At 66.4% G+C, this 15,402-nt stretch carries 17 protein-coding genes; 9 read left to right on the top strand and 8 right to left on the bottom strand.

The features are described 5' to 3' along the window. Positions 1-11 precede the first annotated feature (11 nt). A complete protein-coding gene (locus CR105_RS21270; protein ID WP_099791930.1) occupies positions 12-293 on the top strand; it encodes a flagellar protein FliT in 282 nt (93 codons plus the stop codon). A 347-nt stretch (positions 294-640) separates the two neighbouring features. Here CR105_RS21270 and CR105_RS21265 read toward each other — a convergent pair whose 3' ends face one another. Beyond that, the gene (locus tag CR105_RS21265; RefSeq protein ID WP_131021772.1) at positions 641-1,675 is read right to left on the bottom strand and encodes a type IV pilus assembly protein FimV; all 1,035 of its coding nucleotides are present in this window, start codon (positions 1,673-1,675) and stop codon (positions 641-643) included. A 118-nt stretch (positions 1,676-1,793) separates the two neighbouring features. Here CR105_RS21265 and fumC point away from each other — a divergent pair, with 118 nt between their 5' ends. From fumC to CR105_RS21250, 3 genes are all read left to right on the top strand, one after another. Beyond that, positions 1,794-3,188 carry a class II fumarate hydratase gene (gene fumC / locus CR105_RS21260; protein ID WP_099791926.1) on the top strand — a complete coding sequence of 465 codons (1,395 nt, stop codon included), beginning with the start codon at positions 1,794-1,796 and terminating at the stop codon, positions 3,186-3,188. A 63-nt stretch (positions 3,189-3,251) separates the two neighbouring features. Beyond that, the gene (locus CR105_RS21255) at positions 3,252-3,485 is read left to right on the top strand and encodes an RNA-binding S4 domain-containing protein (RefSeq protein WP_099791924.1); all 234 of its coding nucleotides are present in this window, start codon (positions 3,252-3,254) and stop codon (positions 3,483-3,485) included. 128 nt (positions 3,486-3,613) lie between these two features. Next, positions 3,614-3,898 (top strand): DUF883 family protein, encoded by a 285-nt coding sequence (locus CR105_RS21250; RefSeq protein ID WP_099791922.1) that lies wholly within the window; start codon positions 3,614-3,616, stop codon positions 3,896-3,898. A 144-nt stretch (positions 3,899-4,042) separates the two neighbouring features. On the opposite strand, the gene CR105_RS21245 is transcribed toward CR105_RS21250, so the two are convergent. From CR105_RS21245 to CR105_RS21215, 7 genes are all read right to left on the bottom strand, one after another. Then, the gene (locus tag CR105_RS21245; protein WP_099791920.1) at positions 4,043-4,243 is read right to left on the bottom strand and encodes a YjfB family protein; all 201 of its coding nucleotides are present in this window, start codon (positions 4,241-4,243) and stop codon (positions 4,043-4,045) included. A 54-nt stretch (positions 4,244-4,297) separates the two neighbouring features. Beyond that, a complete protein-coding gene (mobB, locus tag CR105_RS21240; RefSeq protein ID WP_099791918.1) occupies positions 4,298-4,834 on the bottom strand; it encodes a molybdopterin-guanine dinucleotide biosynthesis protein B in 537 nt (178 codons plus the stop codon). Further along, the gene (locus CR105_RS21235) at positions 4,806-5,462 is read right to left on the bottom strand and encodes a general secretion pathway protein GspB (protein ID WP_099791916.1); all 657 of its coding nucleotides are present in this window, start codon (positions 5,460-5,462) and stop codon (positions 4,806-4,808) included. Before CR105_RS21235 ends, mobB begins: the two co-directional genes overlap by 29 nt. A 1-nt stretch (position 5,463) precedes the next feature. After that, positions 5,464-7,056 carry an ExeA family protein gene (locus CR105_RS21230; protein ID WP_099791914.1) on the bottom strand — a complete coding sequence of 531 codons (1,593 nt, stop codon included), beginning with the start codon at positions 7,054-7,056 and terminating at the stop codon, positions 5,464-5,466. 7 nt (positions 7,057-7,063) lie between these two features. After that, positions 7,064-7,567 carry a hypothetical protein gene (locus CR105_RS21225; RefSeq protein WP_099791912.1) on the bottom strand — a complete coding sequence of 168 codons (504 nt, stop codon included), beginning with the start codon at positions 7,565-7,567 and terminating at the stop codon, positions 7,064-7,066. Between the two features lie 209 nt (positions 7,568-7,776). Continuing rightward, positions 7,777-8,607: a metal-dependent hydrolase gene (locus tag CR105_RS21220; protein WP_180288257.1), complete on the bottom strand. Its 831-nt coding sequence runs from the start codon at positions 8,605-8,607 to the stop codon at positions 7,777-7,779. Positions 8,608-8,708: 101 nt separating this feature from the next. After that, on the bottom strand, positions 8,709-9,626 hold the full coding sequence (locus CR105_RS21215) for a LysR family transcriptional regulator (protein WP_099791908.1): 918 nt from the start codon (positions 9,624-9,626) through the stop codon (positions 8,709-8,711). Positions 9,627-9,753: 127 nt separating this feature from the next. Here CR105_RS21215 and CR105_RS21210 point away from each other — a divergent pair, with 127 nt between their 5' ends. The 5 genes from CR105_RS21210 to CR105_RS21190 all read left to right on the top strand — a co-directional run bounded on the left by CR105_RS21210 (position 9,754) and on the right by CR105_RS21190 (position 15,401). Further along, positions 9,754-10,011, top strand: coding sequence for a hypothetical protein (locus CR105_RS21210; RefSeq protein WP_099791906.1), 258 nt, complete (start codon positions 9,754-9,756; stop codon positions 10,009-10,011). A 185-nt stretch (positions 10,012-10,196) separates the two neighbouring features. Further along, positions 10,197-12,149 (top strand): CocE/NonD family hydrolase, encoded by a 1,953-nt coding sequence (locus CR105_RS21205; RefSeq protein ID WP_099791904.1) that lies wholly within the window; start codon positions 10,197-10,199, stop codon positions 12,147-12,149. Positions 12,150-12,385: 236 nt separating this feature from the next. Next, positions 12,386-13,270 carry a glucosamine kinase nucleotide-binding domain-containing protein gene (locus CR105_RS21200; protein WP_099791902.1) on the top strand — a complete coding sequence of 295 codons (885 nt, stop codon included), beginning with the start codon at positions 12,386-12,388 and terminating at the stop codon, positions 13,268-13,270. 12 nt (positions 13,271-13,282) lie between these two features. After that, positions 13,283-14,398 carry an N-acetylglucosamine-6-phosphate deacetylase gene (nagA, locus tag CR105_RS21195; protein WP_099791900.1) on the top strand — a complete coding sequence of 372 codons (1,116 nt, stop codon included), beginning with the start codon at positions 13,283-13,285 and terminating at the stop codon, positions 14,396-14,398. After that, complete coding sequence (locus tag CR105_RS21190) at positions 14,391-15,401, top strand: SIS domain-containing protein (protein ID WP_180288262.1); 1,011 nt, start codon at positions 14,391-14,393, stop codon at positions 15,399-15,401. The genes nagA and CR105_RS21190 overlap by 8 nt, the downstream gene beginning before the upstream one ends. The last annotated feature ends 1 nt before the right edge of the window (position 15,402 follow it).

The following is a 15,402-nucleotide window of genomic DNA, read 5'->3' as shown; positions in this document are numbered from 1 at the left end:
CTGGTGTAACGATGACATCCAACGACGTTCTCTCGATGTACGAAAACCTTGCAGGTCTAACAGCCAAGATGTCGCTGGCAGCACAGGCAGGTGACTGGAACGCGTTTTCCAACATGGAAAAGCAGTGCGCCAGCCACGCCTCGGCCATCGACAGCGGCGTCCCTGCCCTGTCGGGTGCGCCACGGATGCGCAAGATCGACCTGCTCAAGCAGATCATGGCCAACGACCGCGCAATCCGCGACGTGACCGAGCCATGGATGGGCAAGCTGGAAAAAGCGATGTCCGCACACTAAGCATTCGATCCATAAAAAAAGCGCCCCGCGGGGCGCTTTTTTTATGCCGGTTCCTGGTGGACCCCGCTGAATGGGGGAGAGCGAACACCAGGTATCTCCTGGTGTCGCCTCGTGCCGGTTGCATCCGGCGTCCGCGAGCACATCGTTGGCCCAACAGACCGCTTCCGGGACAGGCGTTTCTTCAACGTTCATCTGCTTGCCGCGCCACACTATCGTTGGTGGCTGCGCCAGATCCTGGCCCCGTTTTTTGTGATCCCTCAGGAGCACGGAAATTAGTATAGCGCAAAAAGCAAGCTTGTGTAGACAAGCGTGTGCACCCCTCCCTTTTTTGCAACATTTCCTAAAAATTATCCTGCGGCGGGTTCTTCGGCAGTGGTCAGGCTGGAATCGTTTTTGGCCGGCAGCAGCCGGTTCTTGACGCTGGCGATGAAGCCCAGGCCGACCTTCGCCGTTGGCTTGACCTTGGTCCCCTTGCGCTTGCGTGTCAGTAACAGTAACAGCAAGCCGATCACCGCGAACACGACCGCGCTCGCAATACCGATGAACAACCACGGCGTCGAGCCGGCCGGCTTGGCCTGCGCCGCCCCCATCGGGGTCAGCTTGGACGGCAGCGGCTTTGGCGCAGCCTTCGCCACTGCGGGCGCGGCCACGGCCGGCACCAGGGCGCCGGCCTGCATCGCCACCGTCAGGCGCTTGACTTTCTCTTCCAGATCGAGAATCTGGGTATTCAGGGCGGCGTTCTTGGCGTCGAGCGCGGTACAGCTAGCGATCTGGGCGGCACTGAACTGTGCGACGCAGGCGACCGGCGCGACCGCTGGCGCGGCGCGCAGGATCGGCGCGATAACCGGCGCACGCACCGGCAGTGGAGCCGCCCCAGCTACGGCAGGCGCGACCGGCGGCGGCACGGGCTTCGCGATGCGCGCCACGGGCGCTGCCGCCGCCATCACCTCTGCCGCTGGTTTTGCCGCAACTGGCGCCGGCGGCGGCGCAGGGCTCGGATCGACCTTCAGCCACAAGCTCACCTGGCGTACCGAGCGCTGGCCGTTTTCGGTCAGCTCGAAAAACACATTGACCAGGTCGGACTCAACCCGCCGCGGCGAGGAAATGCGCAGGTAGCGCTTGCCCTCGCGCTGGATGACCGAAATGCTCGCCCCGCTCAAAGCCGGATGCATGGCGATGTTCGCGCCGCGGTAGACGTCCTTGTCCGCCAACGCCGCCTGCACCGGCGCCAAGTCGTTCTCCATCCCGTTGAGCTCGATGTCGGCCGACAAGGGCTGGCCGATGTACGAGCGCACCCGCGCCTCTCCCAGCTCGACCGAATGCGCGCCCGCGGAGGCGAGCAGGGCAAGAAAGGCAAGGACGGCGTAATGGCGTTGACGCATATAGTTGGACTCGATCGACTGGTAATTGTTGGATGTCAAAATCGGCACCCCCAGCGTCGTTAACGGAGCGTTGGAGTAAACTCTTTAATACTATCCTCACCAAGAACAGGAATCCCGCATGGAAAGCAGAATCGAAAAGGACAGTTTCGGGCCGATCGAAGTGCCTTCCGGGCGTTTATGGGGGGCGCAAACCCAGCGCTCGCTCGAACACTTCCATATTTCGTCGGAGCGGATGGCGCCCGAACTGATCGCCGCACTGGCCCAGGTCAAGCGCGCCGCGGCCGCCGTGAACCGTTCGCTCGGCCTGCTCAAGGGCGAACAGGCCGCCGCCATCATCGGCGCCGCCGACGAAGTGCTCGCCGGGCAGCATCCGGACGAGTTTCCGCTGGCCGTCTGGCAAACCGGCTCCGGCACCCAGACCAACATGAACATGAACGAAGTGCTGGCCAACCGCGGCTCCGAGCTGATGAACGGCGCGCGCGGCGAAGGCCGCCTGCTGCATCCGAACGACCAGGTCAACCTGGGCCAGTCGTCGAACGACATCTTCCCGACGGCAATGCACGTGGCGGCGGCGGGCGCGGTGGCGCAGGCGCTGCTGCCGGCGCTGGCCAAGCTGCGCGCCACGTTCGAAGGCAAGGCGCGCGATTTCGCCGACATCGTCAAGATCGGCCGCACTCACCTGCAGGACGCCACGCCGCTGACCTTGGGACAGGAGTTTTCCGGCTACGTCGCCCAGCTCGAGTATGCCGAGCAACTGATCCGCGGCGCCCTGCCCGGCCTGCTGCTGCTGGCCGCCGGCGGCACCGCGGTCGGCACCGGCCTGAACGCCCATCCCGATTTTGCCAACCGTATCGCGGCCGAACTGGCCTCGCGCACCGGCCTGCAGTTCAAGACGGCGCCGAACAAGTTTGCCGCGCTGGCTGGCCACGACGCGCTGGTGGCGGTGCATGGCGCCATGAAAACGCTGGCCACCGCGCTGATGAAAATTGCCAACGACGTGCGCTGGATGGCATCGGGACCGCGCTCCGGGCTGGGCGAAATCACCATCCCGGAAAACGAGCCGGGCAGCTCCATCATGCCGGGCAAGGTCAACCCGACCCAGTGCGAGGCGCTGACGATGCTGTGCTGCCAGGTGTTTGGCAACGACGTCGCCATCACCATTGGCGGCGCTTCCGGCAACTTTGAGCTGAACGTCTTCAAGCCGATGATCGCGCACAATTTCCTGCAAAGCGCGCGCCTGCTAGCCGACGGCATGCGCTCGTTCGACGATCACTGTGCCCACGGCATCGAGCCGAACCGCGCCCGCATCGCCGAGCTGATGGAACGCTCGCTGATGCTGGTCACCGCGCTCGCGCCGCACATCGGCTACGACCGCGCCGCGCAGATTGCCAAACTGGCGCAGCACGAAGGCACCACGCTGAAACAAGCGGCGTTGCAGCTGGGCTTTGTGACCGAGCAGCAATTCGACCAGTGGATCGTGCCGCTGGAGATGACCCGGCCCGCGCTGGGATAAAATTTCGGCGCTTGCCGCACACTGTGCGTTATCGAACCATCAATTAAACTTTACAAGGATAAGATGCAAAAACTTACTTTCGAACTGAATTCCGAATTTGTCGAGGTCAACCAGCTGCTGAAGTTATCCGGCCTGGTCGACAGCGGCGGCGCCGGCAAGAACCTCGTTGCCAGCGGCGCGGTCTCGGTCGACGGCAAGAAGGAGTTGCGCAAGACCGCGAAAATCCGCGCCGGCCAGACCGTCAGCGTGGGCGATGTGCGGATTAGCGTGATTGCCGGAAATGCCGGCGGGGCCTGACATGCGCGGCGGCAGTACAAAGGTAAAACGCAGGCGAGCGGTTCCTGTCATTTGCGCGGACACAAAATGACCTGGGCTTGCTTGCTTATATCATAAGACGTGATCAACCTGCCCCTAAGGTGACCGCCATGAATAGGCCCGAACACAGCCCGCAAACCCAGCAACGACTCATCGGCGACTTGCGCCTGGTGATTGATAACGCCGAAGAGCTGCTGAAAAATACCGATCAGTACACCAGCCAGCTGTACCAGAGCGCGCGCGCCAAGCTGGCGCTGGCGCTGTCGGCGGCGACCGCAGAGCTGGCCCGTTTTGAGGACGCCCAGCTCGAACGCATGATTCTTGCCGCCGAGGCAAAAAGCGCCTGCCACGGCGACAACAGCGGCGAAGCGCGCGTGTTCCGCGCATTCCACTGAAATCCGGCACTTGCTGGGCCGCACGACGCCTTGGCGGCGCCGTTTTCAATTCCCGACATGGGTTTCTCGCCAGCAGCGCGACTGGCCATAAAAAAGCCGGCGCTTCCAATGGAAAGCGCCGGCTTCGATGCTGCGTGTCTGTGATCAGGCAGTGGTGTTGATCTTGCTGCCCAGGTGAGCAGGCAGGTTTTGCGGGGCCGGCACCGCCGTGATCGAGTTGATCAGCTGAGTCGCTGTCGAGCTTTCAATCTGCTGCGCCTTCTTCAGGACGGCGATGCCGACTTCCTGCTTGGTGCCGGTTTCGGCAATACTGCTTGCCAGTTTGGCCATTCCTGCAATATCCATGTCAGTCTCCGTTTGATGGGCTATCCATACTTAACGGACGCCGTTGCGGAAACTTTAGGATCGAGCGGCAACAAATGCAGTAAGCCACTCCAGCACCTGGTCGGGCCGGTTCAGGTCCAGCCAGCACAACTGCGCCGGCGCCGCCGCCGGCCGCGGCGCATCCGATGCCACGGCGACAACGTTTGCATCGTCCATGAACAGCGCCGGCTTGCCCAGCGCGGGCCGGTACACTTCCAGTTTGTCGATCGCTTCCCACTTGTAGCCTTCGACCAGGGTCAGGTCGGCCGGCGCAAGGCGCGTCACCAGCTCGGCCAGCGTCGGCTCGGCGGCCCCGCGCAGTTCGCGCACGACCGACAAGCGGAACGGTGACGCCAGCATCACCTCGGCGGCGCCGGCCAGGCGCAGGCGCGCGCTGTCCTTGCGCGGCGGTTCGAGCAGCACATCGTGGTGGCTATGCTTGATGACGTTGACGCGCAGGCCGCGCGCGGCCAGCTGCGCGATCAGGTATTCCAGCAGCGTCGTCTTGCCGCTGCCGGACCAGCCGACCACGCCGAGGATGGGATCAGTACGGGACTCGATAGCGGTATCCATTGAAATTCATGACGGCCGCCTTCGGCAACAGCTTTTCGAGCACCAGCCCGGGAGCGACCTCCTCGCCTTCGCGGCGCAGCGCCTTGTCGATCAACAGCAGGCGGTCGGCCGGGTTCTTCGAATACATGTAGCCGCCGAAGGTCAGCGGCGGCAGCGTGCGCTGGATCGCCTCGGGCAACTCGCGCAGTGTCGGCAGGCGCTCGTCGTCGGCGGCAGGCGGCGCCGGCGCGGCGGCCTTTGCGGGCGCCGGCGCGGTCACTGGCACGGCGGCCGGCGGTGGCGAACGCGGAGCGGCCCGCGCCGGCTCCGGCGAAGAAGACGGCACCATAGCCAGCGGCGGCGCGACGACGGCGGTCGCCGGCGGCGGCGCCACGACCGCTGCCACCGGCGGCGGCGTCGCGGCCAGCACCCCTACGGCCGGCGCAGGAGCAGGCGACATCAGGCGCCAGGCCAGCAGCGCCAACGCCAACGCCAGTGCGGCGGCCGACAGCGCGATCCAGACCGGCCGCCGGCTTGACCGGCCATCGGCCTGCGGCGGCGCGCCGACCGGAATCGTGTTGATCGTCGGCGCGCTGCCCAACTGGCGTTCGGCCTGCGATTTCTTCAGCGCTTCCAGAATATACGACATCTTATTTCCCCTGCCCGTTGGCCGCCAGCAGGCGCGGTTCGGCCACGCCGCTCATCTGCGACAGCCGCATCCACGTGCGTGGTCCGGTAACGCCGTCGGCCTTCAAATGCTGCGCGGTCTGGAATTCGCGCAGCAGCTTGCGCATGCGCGCGTCCAGCGGCAGGTCCGCTTGCGGCGCCGCGATGCCGTTCAACTGCGCCAGGCGCGCGCCGATCCAGTCGACGTCCGGGCCGCTCAAGCCGAGCGCCACCTGGTCGCGAAAGCCGCGCGGCACGGTCCAGAAGGTGGTGAACTCGCCGTCGAAGCGCGCCGCCAGCGCCGCCACGCCGAGCGTGTGCGGCTTGCCGTTCACGCGCAGCGTCGCCGTGTTGTCATCGAGCGCGGTGAGCACCGCATAGCCGACTTGCCGGCCGTCGTGCAGCGAGAGGATGGCCGGACGATCGAGCAGGCGCAGTTCGTACAGGCTGCCCTTGCCCTGGTAGCAGCGCAGGTTCAGCTTCAGCGCGGCCTGGCAAGGCTCGCCCGCCGGCAGCGGCTTGCCCCACAGGCCGGCCAGTTCGCGCAGCGCGTCGCTGCTGCTGGCGTAGGCAGGCGTCACGGCAGGCGCCGGTGTCTTGACCAATGGCGCCGGCGCGGCCTTCGCCGCCACGTTCGGCGGCGCTGCGGATTTTTGCGGCATCAGCTGCCATGCGGCGGCGGCGCTGACGGCGGCGCCGGCCAGCAGCGCGGCGCCGACCAGCGGCCAGCGGCGCGCCGGCGCCTGCGGGCCGGCCACGACGGCGAACACTTCGCCGGCCGCCTTGCGCACGATGGAACGCGTGACCACGCTGCTGTTTTCAACATAGGCGCCGAGCAGCGCGCGGTCGCACAGCAGGTTGATCCGGCGCGGCACGCCTTTGGTGAGGCGGTAGATCGTGCCCATCAGCGCGCGCGGGAACGGCGACGCCGCCCCTGCGCCGGCCACCGCCAGGCGATGTGCGACGTAGCTGGCGGTCTCGCTTTCGGTCAGCGAGCCAAGGTGATAGCGGGCGATGACGCGCTGCGCCAGCTGTTCGAGCTCGGGTCGCGCCAGCATCGCGCGCAGCTCCGGCTGGCCGATCAGGATAATCTGCAGCAGCTTGCGCTCGCTCGTTTCGAGGTTGGTCAGCAGGCGCAGTTGTTCGAGCACGTCGGCCGACAGGTTCTGCGCCTCGTCGATCACCAGCACGTTGTTCTTGCCCTGCGCGTGGCTCTCGAGCAGATAGCCGTTGATGGCGTCGACATAGCTCTTGACGCTGACGGCGCCGGCGCCCGCCGCCGCCAGCACGATGCCGAATTCGTCGCAGATCGACAGCAGCAGTTCCTCGACCGACAGCTTCGGATTGAAAATGTAGGCAAGCTTGCAGTTGGCCGGGATCTGCTCCATGAAGCAGCGGCAAACGGTGGTCTTGCCGGCGCCGATTTCGCCCGTCAGCAGGACAAAGCCGCCGCCGCTGCCCACCCCGTACAGCAGGTGCGCCAGCGCCTCGCGATGGCGTTCGCTCATGAACAGGTAGCGCGGGTCGGGCGCGATCGAAAACGGCGGCTGCTTCAGATTAAAGTATTGCGTGTACATGGATTCCCTAGCGCGCCACCGGCAGCGGCTTGTACTTGGCGCAGTAGATTTTCGACTTGTCGTTGAAGTAGACGATCTGGCTGCCAGGGCCGGACACGCGCACCGGGAACGCCGAGCCGTCCAGCGCGCGGTGGCGGGTGCCGACGGCGGCGCGGATCGCTTCCTCGAGCTTGTCGGGCGGACCGAGTGTCACCGCGCCGATGAATACGAGTTCGCTGGTGTCGTCGCTGACGACGATGTCGGTGACCGTCGCGCCCCACAAGGTGCCCTCGGTCTTGAACCAGTACGCGCCCCCCTCGTGCTTGTAGGACGGGCCGAAAGCGCTCGACAGGTAGGAGTAGAAATAGGCGTTATCGAGGTGGCTGCGGCACAGCACCGCATTGCCGATCACCGGGCCGAAGGTGGACGGCAGCGGGCCGGCGCCGGCCAGCGGCGGCGCGGCGAGCCACAGCAGCGCGGCGGCGAGGGCCGCGCGCGCTGCTGTGGCTCCGGGGCCGGCGTGCTGGCGCATCGATCGTGCGGCGCGATTACTGGCGCGAGCGCTCTTCTTTCTTGACCTTCTTGGCTTCCTTCTTTTCCTTCATGGTCTTGGCCGGTTCCTTCTTGGTCTCTTTTTTGTTGTCTTGTGCTTTGGTCATGGCAGGCTCCTGGTTTTGCGTAGGTGGGTATGCCTCCATTATGACACCGCACGGCGCGCCGACGCCATTAATACCGCAAACGCTAGCCCTGCGGCCCGCGCGCGCCGCTGCTGCGAAAGGCGCTGCGGTGTTCGTCCAGCCAGCGCTCGGACAGCTGCCGATTGTCGTGCTGCCAAGGGTGGAACGACGGCGCCAGGTAGCGCAGCGACGGCAGCAGCAGGTGCCAGAAGATGCCGTCTCGTCCCAGCCAGGTGCGGCACCCGCTGATCCAAGTGCGCGCCTTCCACAACTGGCCCTCGCGCCGCAGGTTGTCGGCGGTCTGCCAGAAGATGTCGAAGGCGAGGAAGAAGCTGGCCTGCATGTAGACCAGCACCCGCGGCACGTAGCGCCCGCCGATGGCGCGGTAGACGTCGATGGCGACGGCCTTGTGTTCGTTCTCCTCGGCCGCGTGCCAGCTCCACAACGTGTGCATGTCCGGTTCGGCGCCGTCCATCCAGCTCGGCACCGACAGCACGCCGTCGGCCAGCATGGCCGTGTAGTGCTCGATCGCGCAGGTGGCCGCCACCCAGATTTCGGGGCCGGCGCGCGACACCCGCTGCAGCCGTCGCTCGATGCTCGGCCCGCACACGAACACCATGCCCTGCGCCTCGAGCACGCGGTTGTACTGCTGGTGGACGAAGCGGTGACTGGCCTCCTGGCCGATGAACTCGCCGATCTCGGCGCGCATGGCCGGATCGGGCAGCAGCGCCTCGGGGAGCGCACCCACGCTGTCGATGAACGACTGTTCGCCGAGCGGAAACGTCATCGACAGCGCATTGAACAGCGCCGTGCGGTACGGGTCGCCGCCCAGCCAGTGGCGGCCGAAGCCTTTCGACAGGTCGACGTTGAGCTTGCGCAACGTGAGCGTGGCCATGGTTTGCCTCGAAGGGAAGTTAGTGACGGATTGTGTTGCGACTTTATTAACTATACACGCACGGTGGACGACCGCAAGCGCCATTGCCGGCGCCGTCGGGGCTAGGCCTCAGGCAGCCACGGGTCGCGCTCCGGATGGGGGAACTGCGCGTTCATGAAATCGACGAAGCTGCGCACCTTGGCCGACAGCAGGCGCCGGCTCGGGTACACCATTTGCACCGACAGGTCGCCCAGGTGGTGGCCGCGCAGCAGCTGCACCAACCGTCCGCTTTCGAAGTCGTCTTCGAGCATGAACGACGAACGCACCGTGATGCCCATGCCGGCCAGCGCCGCCTGGCGCAGCACGGCGCCGCTGTTCGACACCATGCGGGGAACGATCGGCACGTTGATCACCTGGTTGTCCCACTCCACCGGCCACGAATGGCGCAGCTGCTCGAAGGCGTAATTGAGGCAGTCGTGCTGCGACACTTCGGCCGGCGTGGCCGGCGCGCCGCGGCGGGCGATGTAGCCGGGCGAGGCGCACAGCACCACGCTCGACGTGGCCAGCCGGCGCGCGATCATGCTGGCGTCGAATTTTTGCAGGCCGATGAAGATGCCGACGTCGAAGCCCTGCTCGACCAGGTCGACCGCATGGTCGGCCAGCGTCACGTCGAGCACGACGTCGGGCATCGACTGGGCGTAAAGCGGCAGCAGCATGGCCAGTTGCGACTGACCGAAGCCGGGGTGGCAGTAGATGCGCAGCGTGCCGCTCGGTTTGCGCGAACTCGATGACGCCAGCGCGTCGGCATCGTCGATGTCGGACAGGATCTGGCGCACCCGTTCCAGGTACTGCTGGCCCGTTTCGGTCAGCGACAGGCGCCGCGTGGTGCGGTTGAGCAGGCGCGTGCCCAGGTGCGCCTCGAGGTCGGCGACGTTGCGCGTGACCACCGTGGCCGACATTTCCAGCGCTTCGGCGGCGCGCGCGAAGCTGCCCTGCTCGACCACTTTGGCGAACACCCGCATCGATACCAGCCTGTCCATCTGCCACTCCCTGTTCATTATTGCGATTACCGCAATTATCCATTGCGATTATTCGCCTTTTTTGCTGAACACGCAATGCGTACACTGGGTTCATTGGCTCACCGATAACCCCACCAGGAGAAACATCATGACCGTTCAAAAATTCCTCGCCGCCGCCGCCGTGTTTGTTGCCGCAGGTTCCGCTTTTGCCGCCGACGTCATCGTCGCCGCCCCGGCAAGCGCCAGCGCCGCCTCCGCCGTACTGGCCGCCAACCTGAACCTGCCGGTTGTCAACATCACCAAGAACGCCGGCGCCACCCGCGCCGACGTGCGCGCCGAGGCCGTCCAGTTCGTCAAGAACCACAAGACCACCCTCGCCGTCCAGCTCGAGCAGTACAAGAACTAACTCCCCCCGGGGTCAGTGCCGGCAATCGCACACGGCCCCAGCGGTCGCACGCTGCCCTTTTGCCGCCGCCAGGCGGCCAAAAGATCGGCCCGCGACGGCGCTGTCATTGTGATAATGTGAGCGGCGGCGCGCCTTCAGGGCGCGCCGCCGCATTGCCATCGTGCTCACTCTGACAAGGACGCCACATGAAGTCACGCATCACCCGCCTCGCGCCGCTCGCGTGCATACTCGCCGCGGCCGCGGGCCTGGCCCACGCGCAGAGTGCGCCGGCGCCAGCCAGTTACCCAGCGCTGCCGTCGGAAACGCCGGCCCAGTTCGAGCCCGTCACCACCAGCTTCAATTACGTCAAGCGCTCGGTGATGGTGCCGATGCGCGACGGCGTCAAGCTCAATACGGTGATCATCGTGCCGCGCGGCGCCAAGGGCGCGCCGGTGCTGCTGACCCGCACTCCGTACGACGCGGCCGGCCTGACCAGTCATGCCGAGAGCTCCGACATGAAGTCGATCCTGCAGGGCTACGACAACGCCGCCGACGTCATCGTCGAAGGCGGCTACATCCGCGTGGTACAGGACGTGCGCGGCAAGTACGGCTCCGAAGGCGACTACGTGATGAATCGTCCGCTGTCGGGCCCGCAGAATCCGACCCAGGTCGATCACTCCACCGACACCTGGGACACCATCGAGTGGCTGACCAAGAACGTGCCCGAGTCGAACGGCAAGGTCGGCATCATCGGCATTTCGTACGACGGCTTCCTGCCCTTGATGGCACTGGTCAACCCGCATCCGGCGCTGAAAGTGGCGGTGCCGATGAACCCGATGGTCGACGGCTGGATGGGCGACGACTGGTTCCACCACGGCGCCTTCCGCCAGGTGAACCTCCCGTACATGATGGAGCAGGTCGTCACGCGCAAAAACGACGCCAAGTGGTTCACCGCCACGCATGACGATTACGATACCTACCTGCGCGCCGGCTCGGCCGGCGAGCTGGCGCGCCAGCGCGGCGTGTCGCAAAGCGGCTTCTGGCGCAAGATCGTCGCGCACCCGGCCTACGACGCATTCTGGCAGGACCAGGCGATGGACAAGATCCTCGCCAGACAGGCGCTGACGGTGCCGACCATGCTGGTGCACAGCCTGTGGGACGCCGAAGACATCTACGGGCCGATCGCGGTCTACAAGGCGCTCAAGGCGAAGGACGCCGCCAACGACAAGCTGTTCCTGGTGATCGGCCCCTGGTCGCACGGCGGCGCCATCGGCGACGGCAGCAAGCTTGGCGCCATCAACTTCAACGCCGACACCGCACTGCACTTCCGCCAGGAGATCCTGCGCCCCTTCCTCGACCGCTACCTCAAGGACGGCGCACCGCCGGCCAGCGTGGCGCCGGTGTCGGCCTTCGAGACCGGCACCAACAAGTGGCGCAGCCTGGCCACGTGGCCAAGCGGCTGCACCAGCGGCTGCGCGATCAAGCCGGCGCTGCTCCGCCTCGGCGCCGACCAGAAGCTCACGCTCGGCGGCGCCGGCGGCCAGGGCTACGACGAATACGTCGCCGATCCGGCCAAGCCGGTGCCGTACCGCGCGCGGCCGATGCAGATGGGGTACGACGAAGCGAAAGGCCAGAGCTGGCCGCGCTGGCTGACCGACGACCAGCGCGAAGCATCCGGTCGCACCGACGTCATCACGTTCACATCGGACGTGTTGACGGCGCCGGTGAAGATCAGCGGCGAGCCGATCGCCAACCTGATGGCGTCGACCAGCGGCACCGATTCAGACTGGGTGGTAAAGGTGATCGACGTCTATCCCGACCAGGTGGCGGGCCAGAACGCGCTCGGCGGCTACCAGCTGATGATCTCGGCCGACATCTTCCGCGGCCGCTATCGCGAAGGCTACGAAGTGGGCAAGCCGATTGCCGCGCATAAGGCGCTGGCGTACAAGTTCGCGCTGCCGACCGCCAACCACGTGTTCCTGCCGGGGCACCGCATCATGGTGCAGATCCAGTCCAGCTGGTTCCCGCTGTACGACCGCAATCCGCAGACCTTCGTGCCCAACATTTTCGACGCCAAGCCGGCGGACTATAAAAAGGCGACGCAGCGCATCTACCACAGCAGTTTCGTCGAACTGCCGGTGGTCGAGGCAGTCAAATAAGTAGAGACAAGTGAGCCAGGTGCGCCGTTCCGAAACTAAAAACGCCGCGCCAGGCCGTTCGGTTGAAATGCCACAGCAATACCAATCCGGGTCACCTCGATCACCTCGACCTGGCAAGCTCATAGCAAGCGGGCACGCGCCACGCCCTGAGTTAATACCAATTAAATACCTATTGACAAGCCCCTGAGCGCTACCTATAGTGCCCTGACCTCCTGGCAGACCACTCTTACATCAACATGATCGAATACTTCATCGGCGTCGACGGCGGCGGAACCGGCACCCGCGTACGGCTCGCCAATGCCGACGGCGTCGAACTGGCGCAGGGCCAGGGCGGCCCGTCCGCTCTGGCACACGGTATCGGCAACGCGTGGGACAATATCGGCGCCGCCGTGGCGATGGCCTTCGCGCAGGCCGGCGTCGCCCAGGCGGCCTTGCACGCCATGGCGATCGGCCTTGGCCTGGCCGGCGTGCACAACAAATCATGGGCGGCGCAATTCGTCGACGCCAATCCGGGCTACGCCGCGCTGCGCCTCGAAACCGACGGCTTCACCACGCTGCTGGGCGCGCACGGCGGCCAGCCCGGCACCATCGTCGCCATCGGCACCGGCAGCGTCGGCCAGGCGCTGCTGCCTGGCGGCGAACAGCGCGAAGTGGGCGGCTGGGGCTTCCCGGCCGGCGACGAGGCGAGCGGCGGCTGGCTGGGTCTGCGCGCCATCAACCACATCGAACAGGTACTCGACGGGCGCCAGCCAGGCAGCCCGTTCGCCCAGGCCGTCATCGACGCCTGTGGCGGCGCGCGCGACCCGATTCAGGTCTGGCTCGGCCAGGCCAACCAGACCAGCTACGCGCAACTGGCGCCGATCGTCTTCAACCATGCCGATACCGACGCCACCGCGCGCGCCTTTTTGCTCGCCGCCGGCGCCGAAGTGGCCGGCATAGCGCACGCGCTCGACCCTTCCGGCACGCTGCCGCTGGCGTTGTGCGGCGGCCTCGGTGCGCCGCTGCGCGCCTACCTTCCGCGCGACCTGCTGGCGCGCAGCGTGGCGCCGCAAGGCGACGCCGCCCGCGGCGCGCTGCGCATGATCGAACAGCACGTGCGCGCCAACCCCACAAAATCATAGCGGACCACTTCAATGAGCGAAGCAATCAAGGGCAATATCCTGACCGCGGCCGGCTGGATTTACGGAGCCATCAGCTTCGGCGACCGCGTCACCGCCATTGATGGCGTCCCCGCCGACCCAGGCACCAACGGCGACGACTACATCCTGCCCGGCTTCATCGACCTGCACGTGCACGGCGGCGGCGGGCGCGACGTGATGGAAGGCGGCGACGCACCGCACGTTATCGCGGCAATGCACGCCAGGCACGGCACCACCAGCCTGCTGGCGACGACGATGACGGCGCCGCCGGAAGACATCGTCGCCGCGCTGAAGGCGATCGGCGCCGCCGCCGGCGCACGCCGCCCGGGCGCGGCGCGCATCCTCGGCGTGCACCTCGAAGGCCCGTACATCAACGCCGGCAAACTCGGCGCGCAGCCGCCGTACGCGCGCGCCGCCAACCTGGCCGAGGTCGAGCAGCTGGGCAGCTATGCGCCGCTGCGCCTGATCACGGTGGCGCCTGAAATCGATGGCCACCTGGCACTGGTGCGCGAGTTGGCCGACGCCGGCATCCGCGTCCAGATCGGCCACACCACCGGCTCCTACGACGACGGCGTTGCCGCGCTGGCGCATGGCGCGGCCGGCTTCACCCACCTGTTCAACGCCATGAACCCGCTGCACCACCGCGAGCCGGGCATGGTCGGCGCGGCGCTGGCGCATGCGCAGTACGCCGAGATCATTCCCGACCTGCTGCACGTGCACCCGGGCGCCATCAAGGTGGCGCTGCGCGCGATCCCGCAGCTGTACTGCGTCACCGATTCGACCGCCGCCACCGGCATGCCGGACGGCGAATACATGCTGGGCCGCCAGCAGGTGCACAAGTGCATGGGCGGCGTGCGCCTGCCCGACGGCACGCTGGCCGGCAGCACCCTGACCATGGACCAGGCGCTGCGCAACCTGGTCGGCACCATCGGCCTCGATCTGGCCGACGCCTCGCGGCGCGTGTCAACCAACGCCGCCGACTACCTCGGCGAAACCGAACGTGGCCGCCTGGCCCCCGGCTGTTTCGCCGACATCGTCGTGCTCAACCGCGACCTGAACATCAAAGCCGTATATATAGAAGGAGAAGCGTGTGACCTCACTGATGCTTAAAGAGGCGTTATCCGCCGCCGAATGCGTTTCGCTGCAACTGTCGAACGACGTCGAACGCTACGCCGAACTGGGACGCAAGCTGCGCTCCACCAATTTCAACAGCGCGCTGACGGTGGCGCGCGGCAGTTCCGACCACGCCGCCAATTACTGCGCCTACCTGATCATGGCGCGCATGGGCCGCATCGTCGCCTCGCTGCCGATGTCGCTGGTGACCCTGTACAAGTCGCCGCTGGTCACGCGCGACACCCTGACCATCGCCATCTCGCAGTCGGGCCAGAGCCCGGACGTGGTCGAGCCGATCCGCTACTTCCGCGACGGCGGCGCCACCACCGTCGCGCTGGTCAACGACATCGATTCGCCGCTGGCGCAGGCGGCCGAATGGGCAATCCCGCTGCATGCCGGCAAAGAGCACAGCGTGGCCGCCACCAAGAGCTTCATCACCAGCCTGGTGGCCGGCGCGCGCCTGGTGGCGCACTGGCAGAACGACCCCGAGCTGATCGAAGGCCTGGCCGCCCTGCCGCAGGCGCTCGACGAGGCGACCCGCGCCGACTGGTCGGCCGCGCTCGAGGTGCTTACGCCGGCGCGCAACATCATGGTGGTCGGCCGCGGCATCAGCTTTCCGATCGCGCTCGAATCGGCATTGAAGTTCAAGGAAACGTCGGCGCTGCAGGCCGAAGCGTTCAGCGGCGCCGAAATCAAGCACGGCCCGATGGCGCTGATCGAAGACGGCTACCCGCTGCTGATCTTCGCCACGCGCGGCCCGACCCAGGCCGGCCTGGTGCAGCTGGCAACCGAGATGCGCGGGCGCGGCGCGCGCGTGCTGCTGGCAGCGCCCGCCGACATCGCCGAGCGCGACCTGACCTTGCCGGTCGCCGCCACGCCGGACCTCGACCCGATCGTCGCGGTGCAGGCGTTCTACGTGATGGCGGCGCACCTGTCGAAGGCGCGCGGCATGGATCCGGACCGCCCGCGCCACCTCAACAAAGTGACCAAGACACACTAGC

The organism is Massilia eurypsychrophila (assembly GCF_002760655.1).
Lineage (GTDB): Bacteria > Pseudomonadota > Gammaproteobacteria > Burkholderiales > Burkholderiaceae_D > JAFCUW01.
Note: the sequence above shows the minus strand (reverse complement) of the source record. Positions and strands in the feature narration are given on the sequence as shown.

Bases quoted from the DNA above. Each gene is read 5' to 3' on its own strand.
- CR105_RS21265 (WP_131021772.1), bottom strand. From the start codon at position 1,675: ATGCGTCAACGCCATTACGCCGTCCTTGCCTTTCTTGCCCTGCTCGCC.
- CR105_RS21235 (WP_099791916.1), bottom strand. From the start codon at position 5,462: ATGTCGTATATTCTGGAAGCGCTGAAGAAATCGCAGGCCGAACGCCAG.
- CR105_RS21205 (WP_099791904.1), top strand. From the start codon at position 10,197: ATGAAGTCACGCATCACCCGCCTCGCGCCGCTCGCGTGCATACTCGCC.
- CR105_RS21220 (WP_180288257.1), bottom strand. From the start codon at position 8,607: ATGGCCACGCTCACGTTGCGCAAGCTCAACGTCGACCTGTCGAAAGGC.
- fumC (WP_099791926.1), top strand. From the start codon at position 1,794: ATGGAAAGCAGAATCGAAAAGGACAGTTTCGGGCCGATCGAAGTGCCT.
- CR105_RS21245 (WP_099791920.1), bottom strand. From the start codon at position 4,243: ATGGATATTGCAGGAATGGCCAAACTGGCAAGCAGTATTGCCGAAACC.
- CR105_RS21200 (WP_099791902.1), top strand. From the start codon at position 12,386: ATGATCGAATACTTCATCGGCGTCGACGGCGGCGGAACCGGCACCCGC.
- CR105_RS21255 (WP_099791924.1), top strand. From the start codon at position 3,252: ATGCAAAAACTTACTTTCGAACTGAATTCCGAATTTGTCGAGGTCAAC.
- CR105_RS21230 (WP_099791914.1), bottom strand. From the start codon at position 7,056: ATGTACACGCAATACTTTAATCTGAAGCAGCCGCCGTTTTCGATCGCG.
- CR105_RS21190 (WP_180288262.1), top strand. From the start codon at position 14,391: ATGCTTAAAGAGGCGTTATCCGCCGCCGAATGCGTTTCGCTGCAACTG.
- CR105_RS21250 (WP_099791922.1), top strand. From the start codon at position 3,614: ATGAATAGGCCCGAACACAGCCCGCAAACCCAGCAACGACTCATCGGC.
- CR105_RS21225 (WP_099791912.1), bottom strand. From the start codon at position 7,567: ATGCGCCAGCACGCCGGCCCCGGAGCCACAGCAGCGCGCGCGGCCCTC.
- mobB (WP_099791918.1), bottom strand. From the start codon at position 4,834: ATGGATACCGCTATCGAGTCCCGTACTGATCCCATCCTCGGCGTGGTC.
- CR105_RS21210 (WP_099791906.1), top strand. From the start codon at position 9,754: ATGACCGTTCAAAAATTCCTCGCCGCCGCCGCCGTGTTTGTTGCCGCA.
- nagA (WP_099791900.1), top strand. From the start codon at position 13,283: ATGAGCGAAGCAATCAAGGGCAATATCCTGACCGCGGCCGGCTGGATT.
- CR105_RS21270 (WP_099791930.1), top strand. From the start codon at position 12: ATGACATCCAACGACGTTCTCTCGATGTACGAAAACCTTGCAGGTCTA.
- CR105_RS21215 (WP_099791908.1), bottom strand. From the start codon at position 9,626: ATGGACAGGCTGGTATCGATGCGGGTGTTCGCCAAAGTGGTCGAGCAG.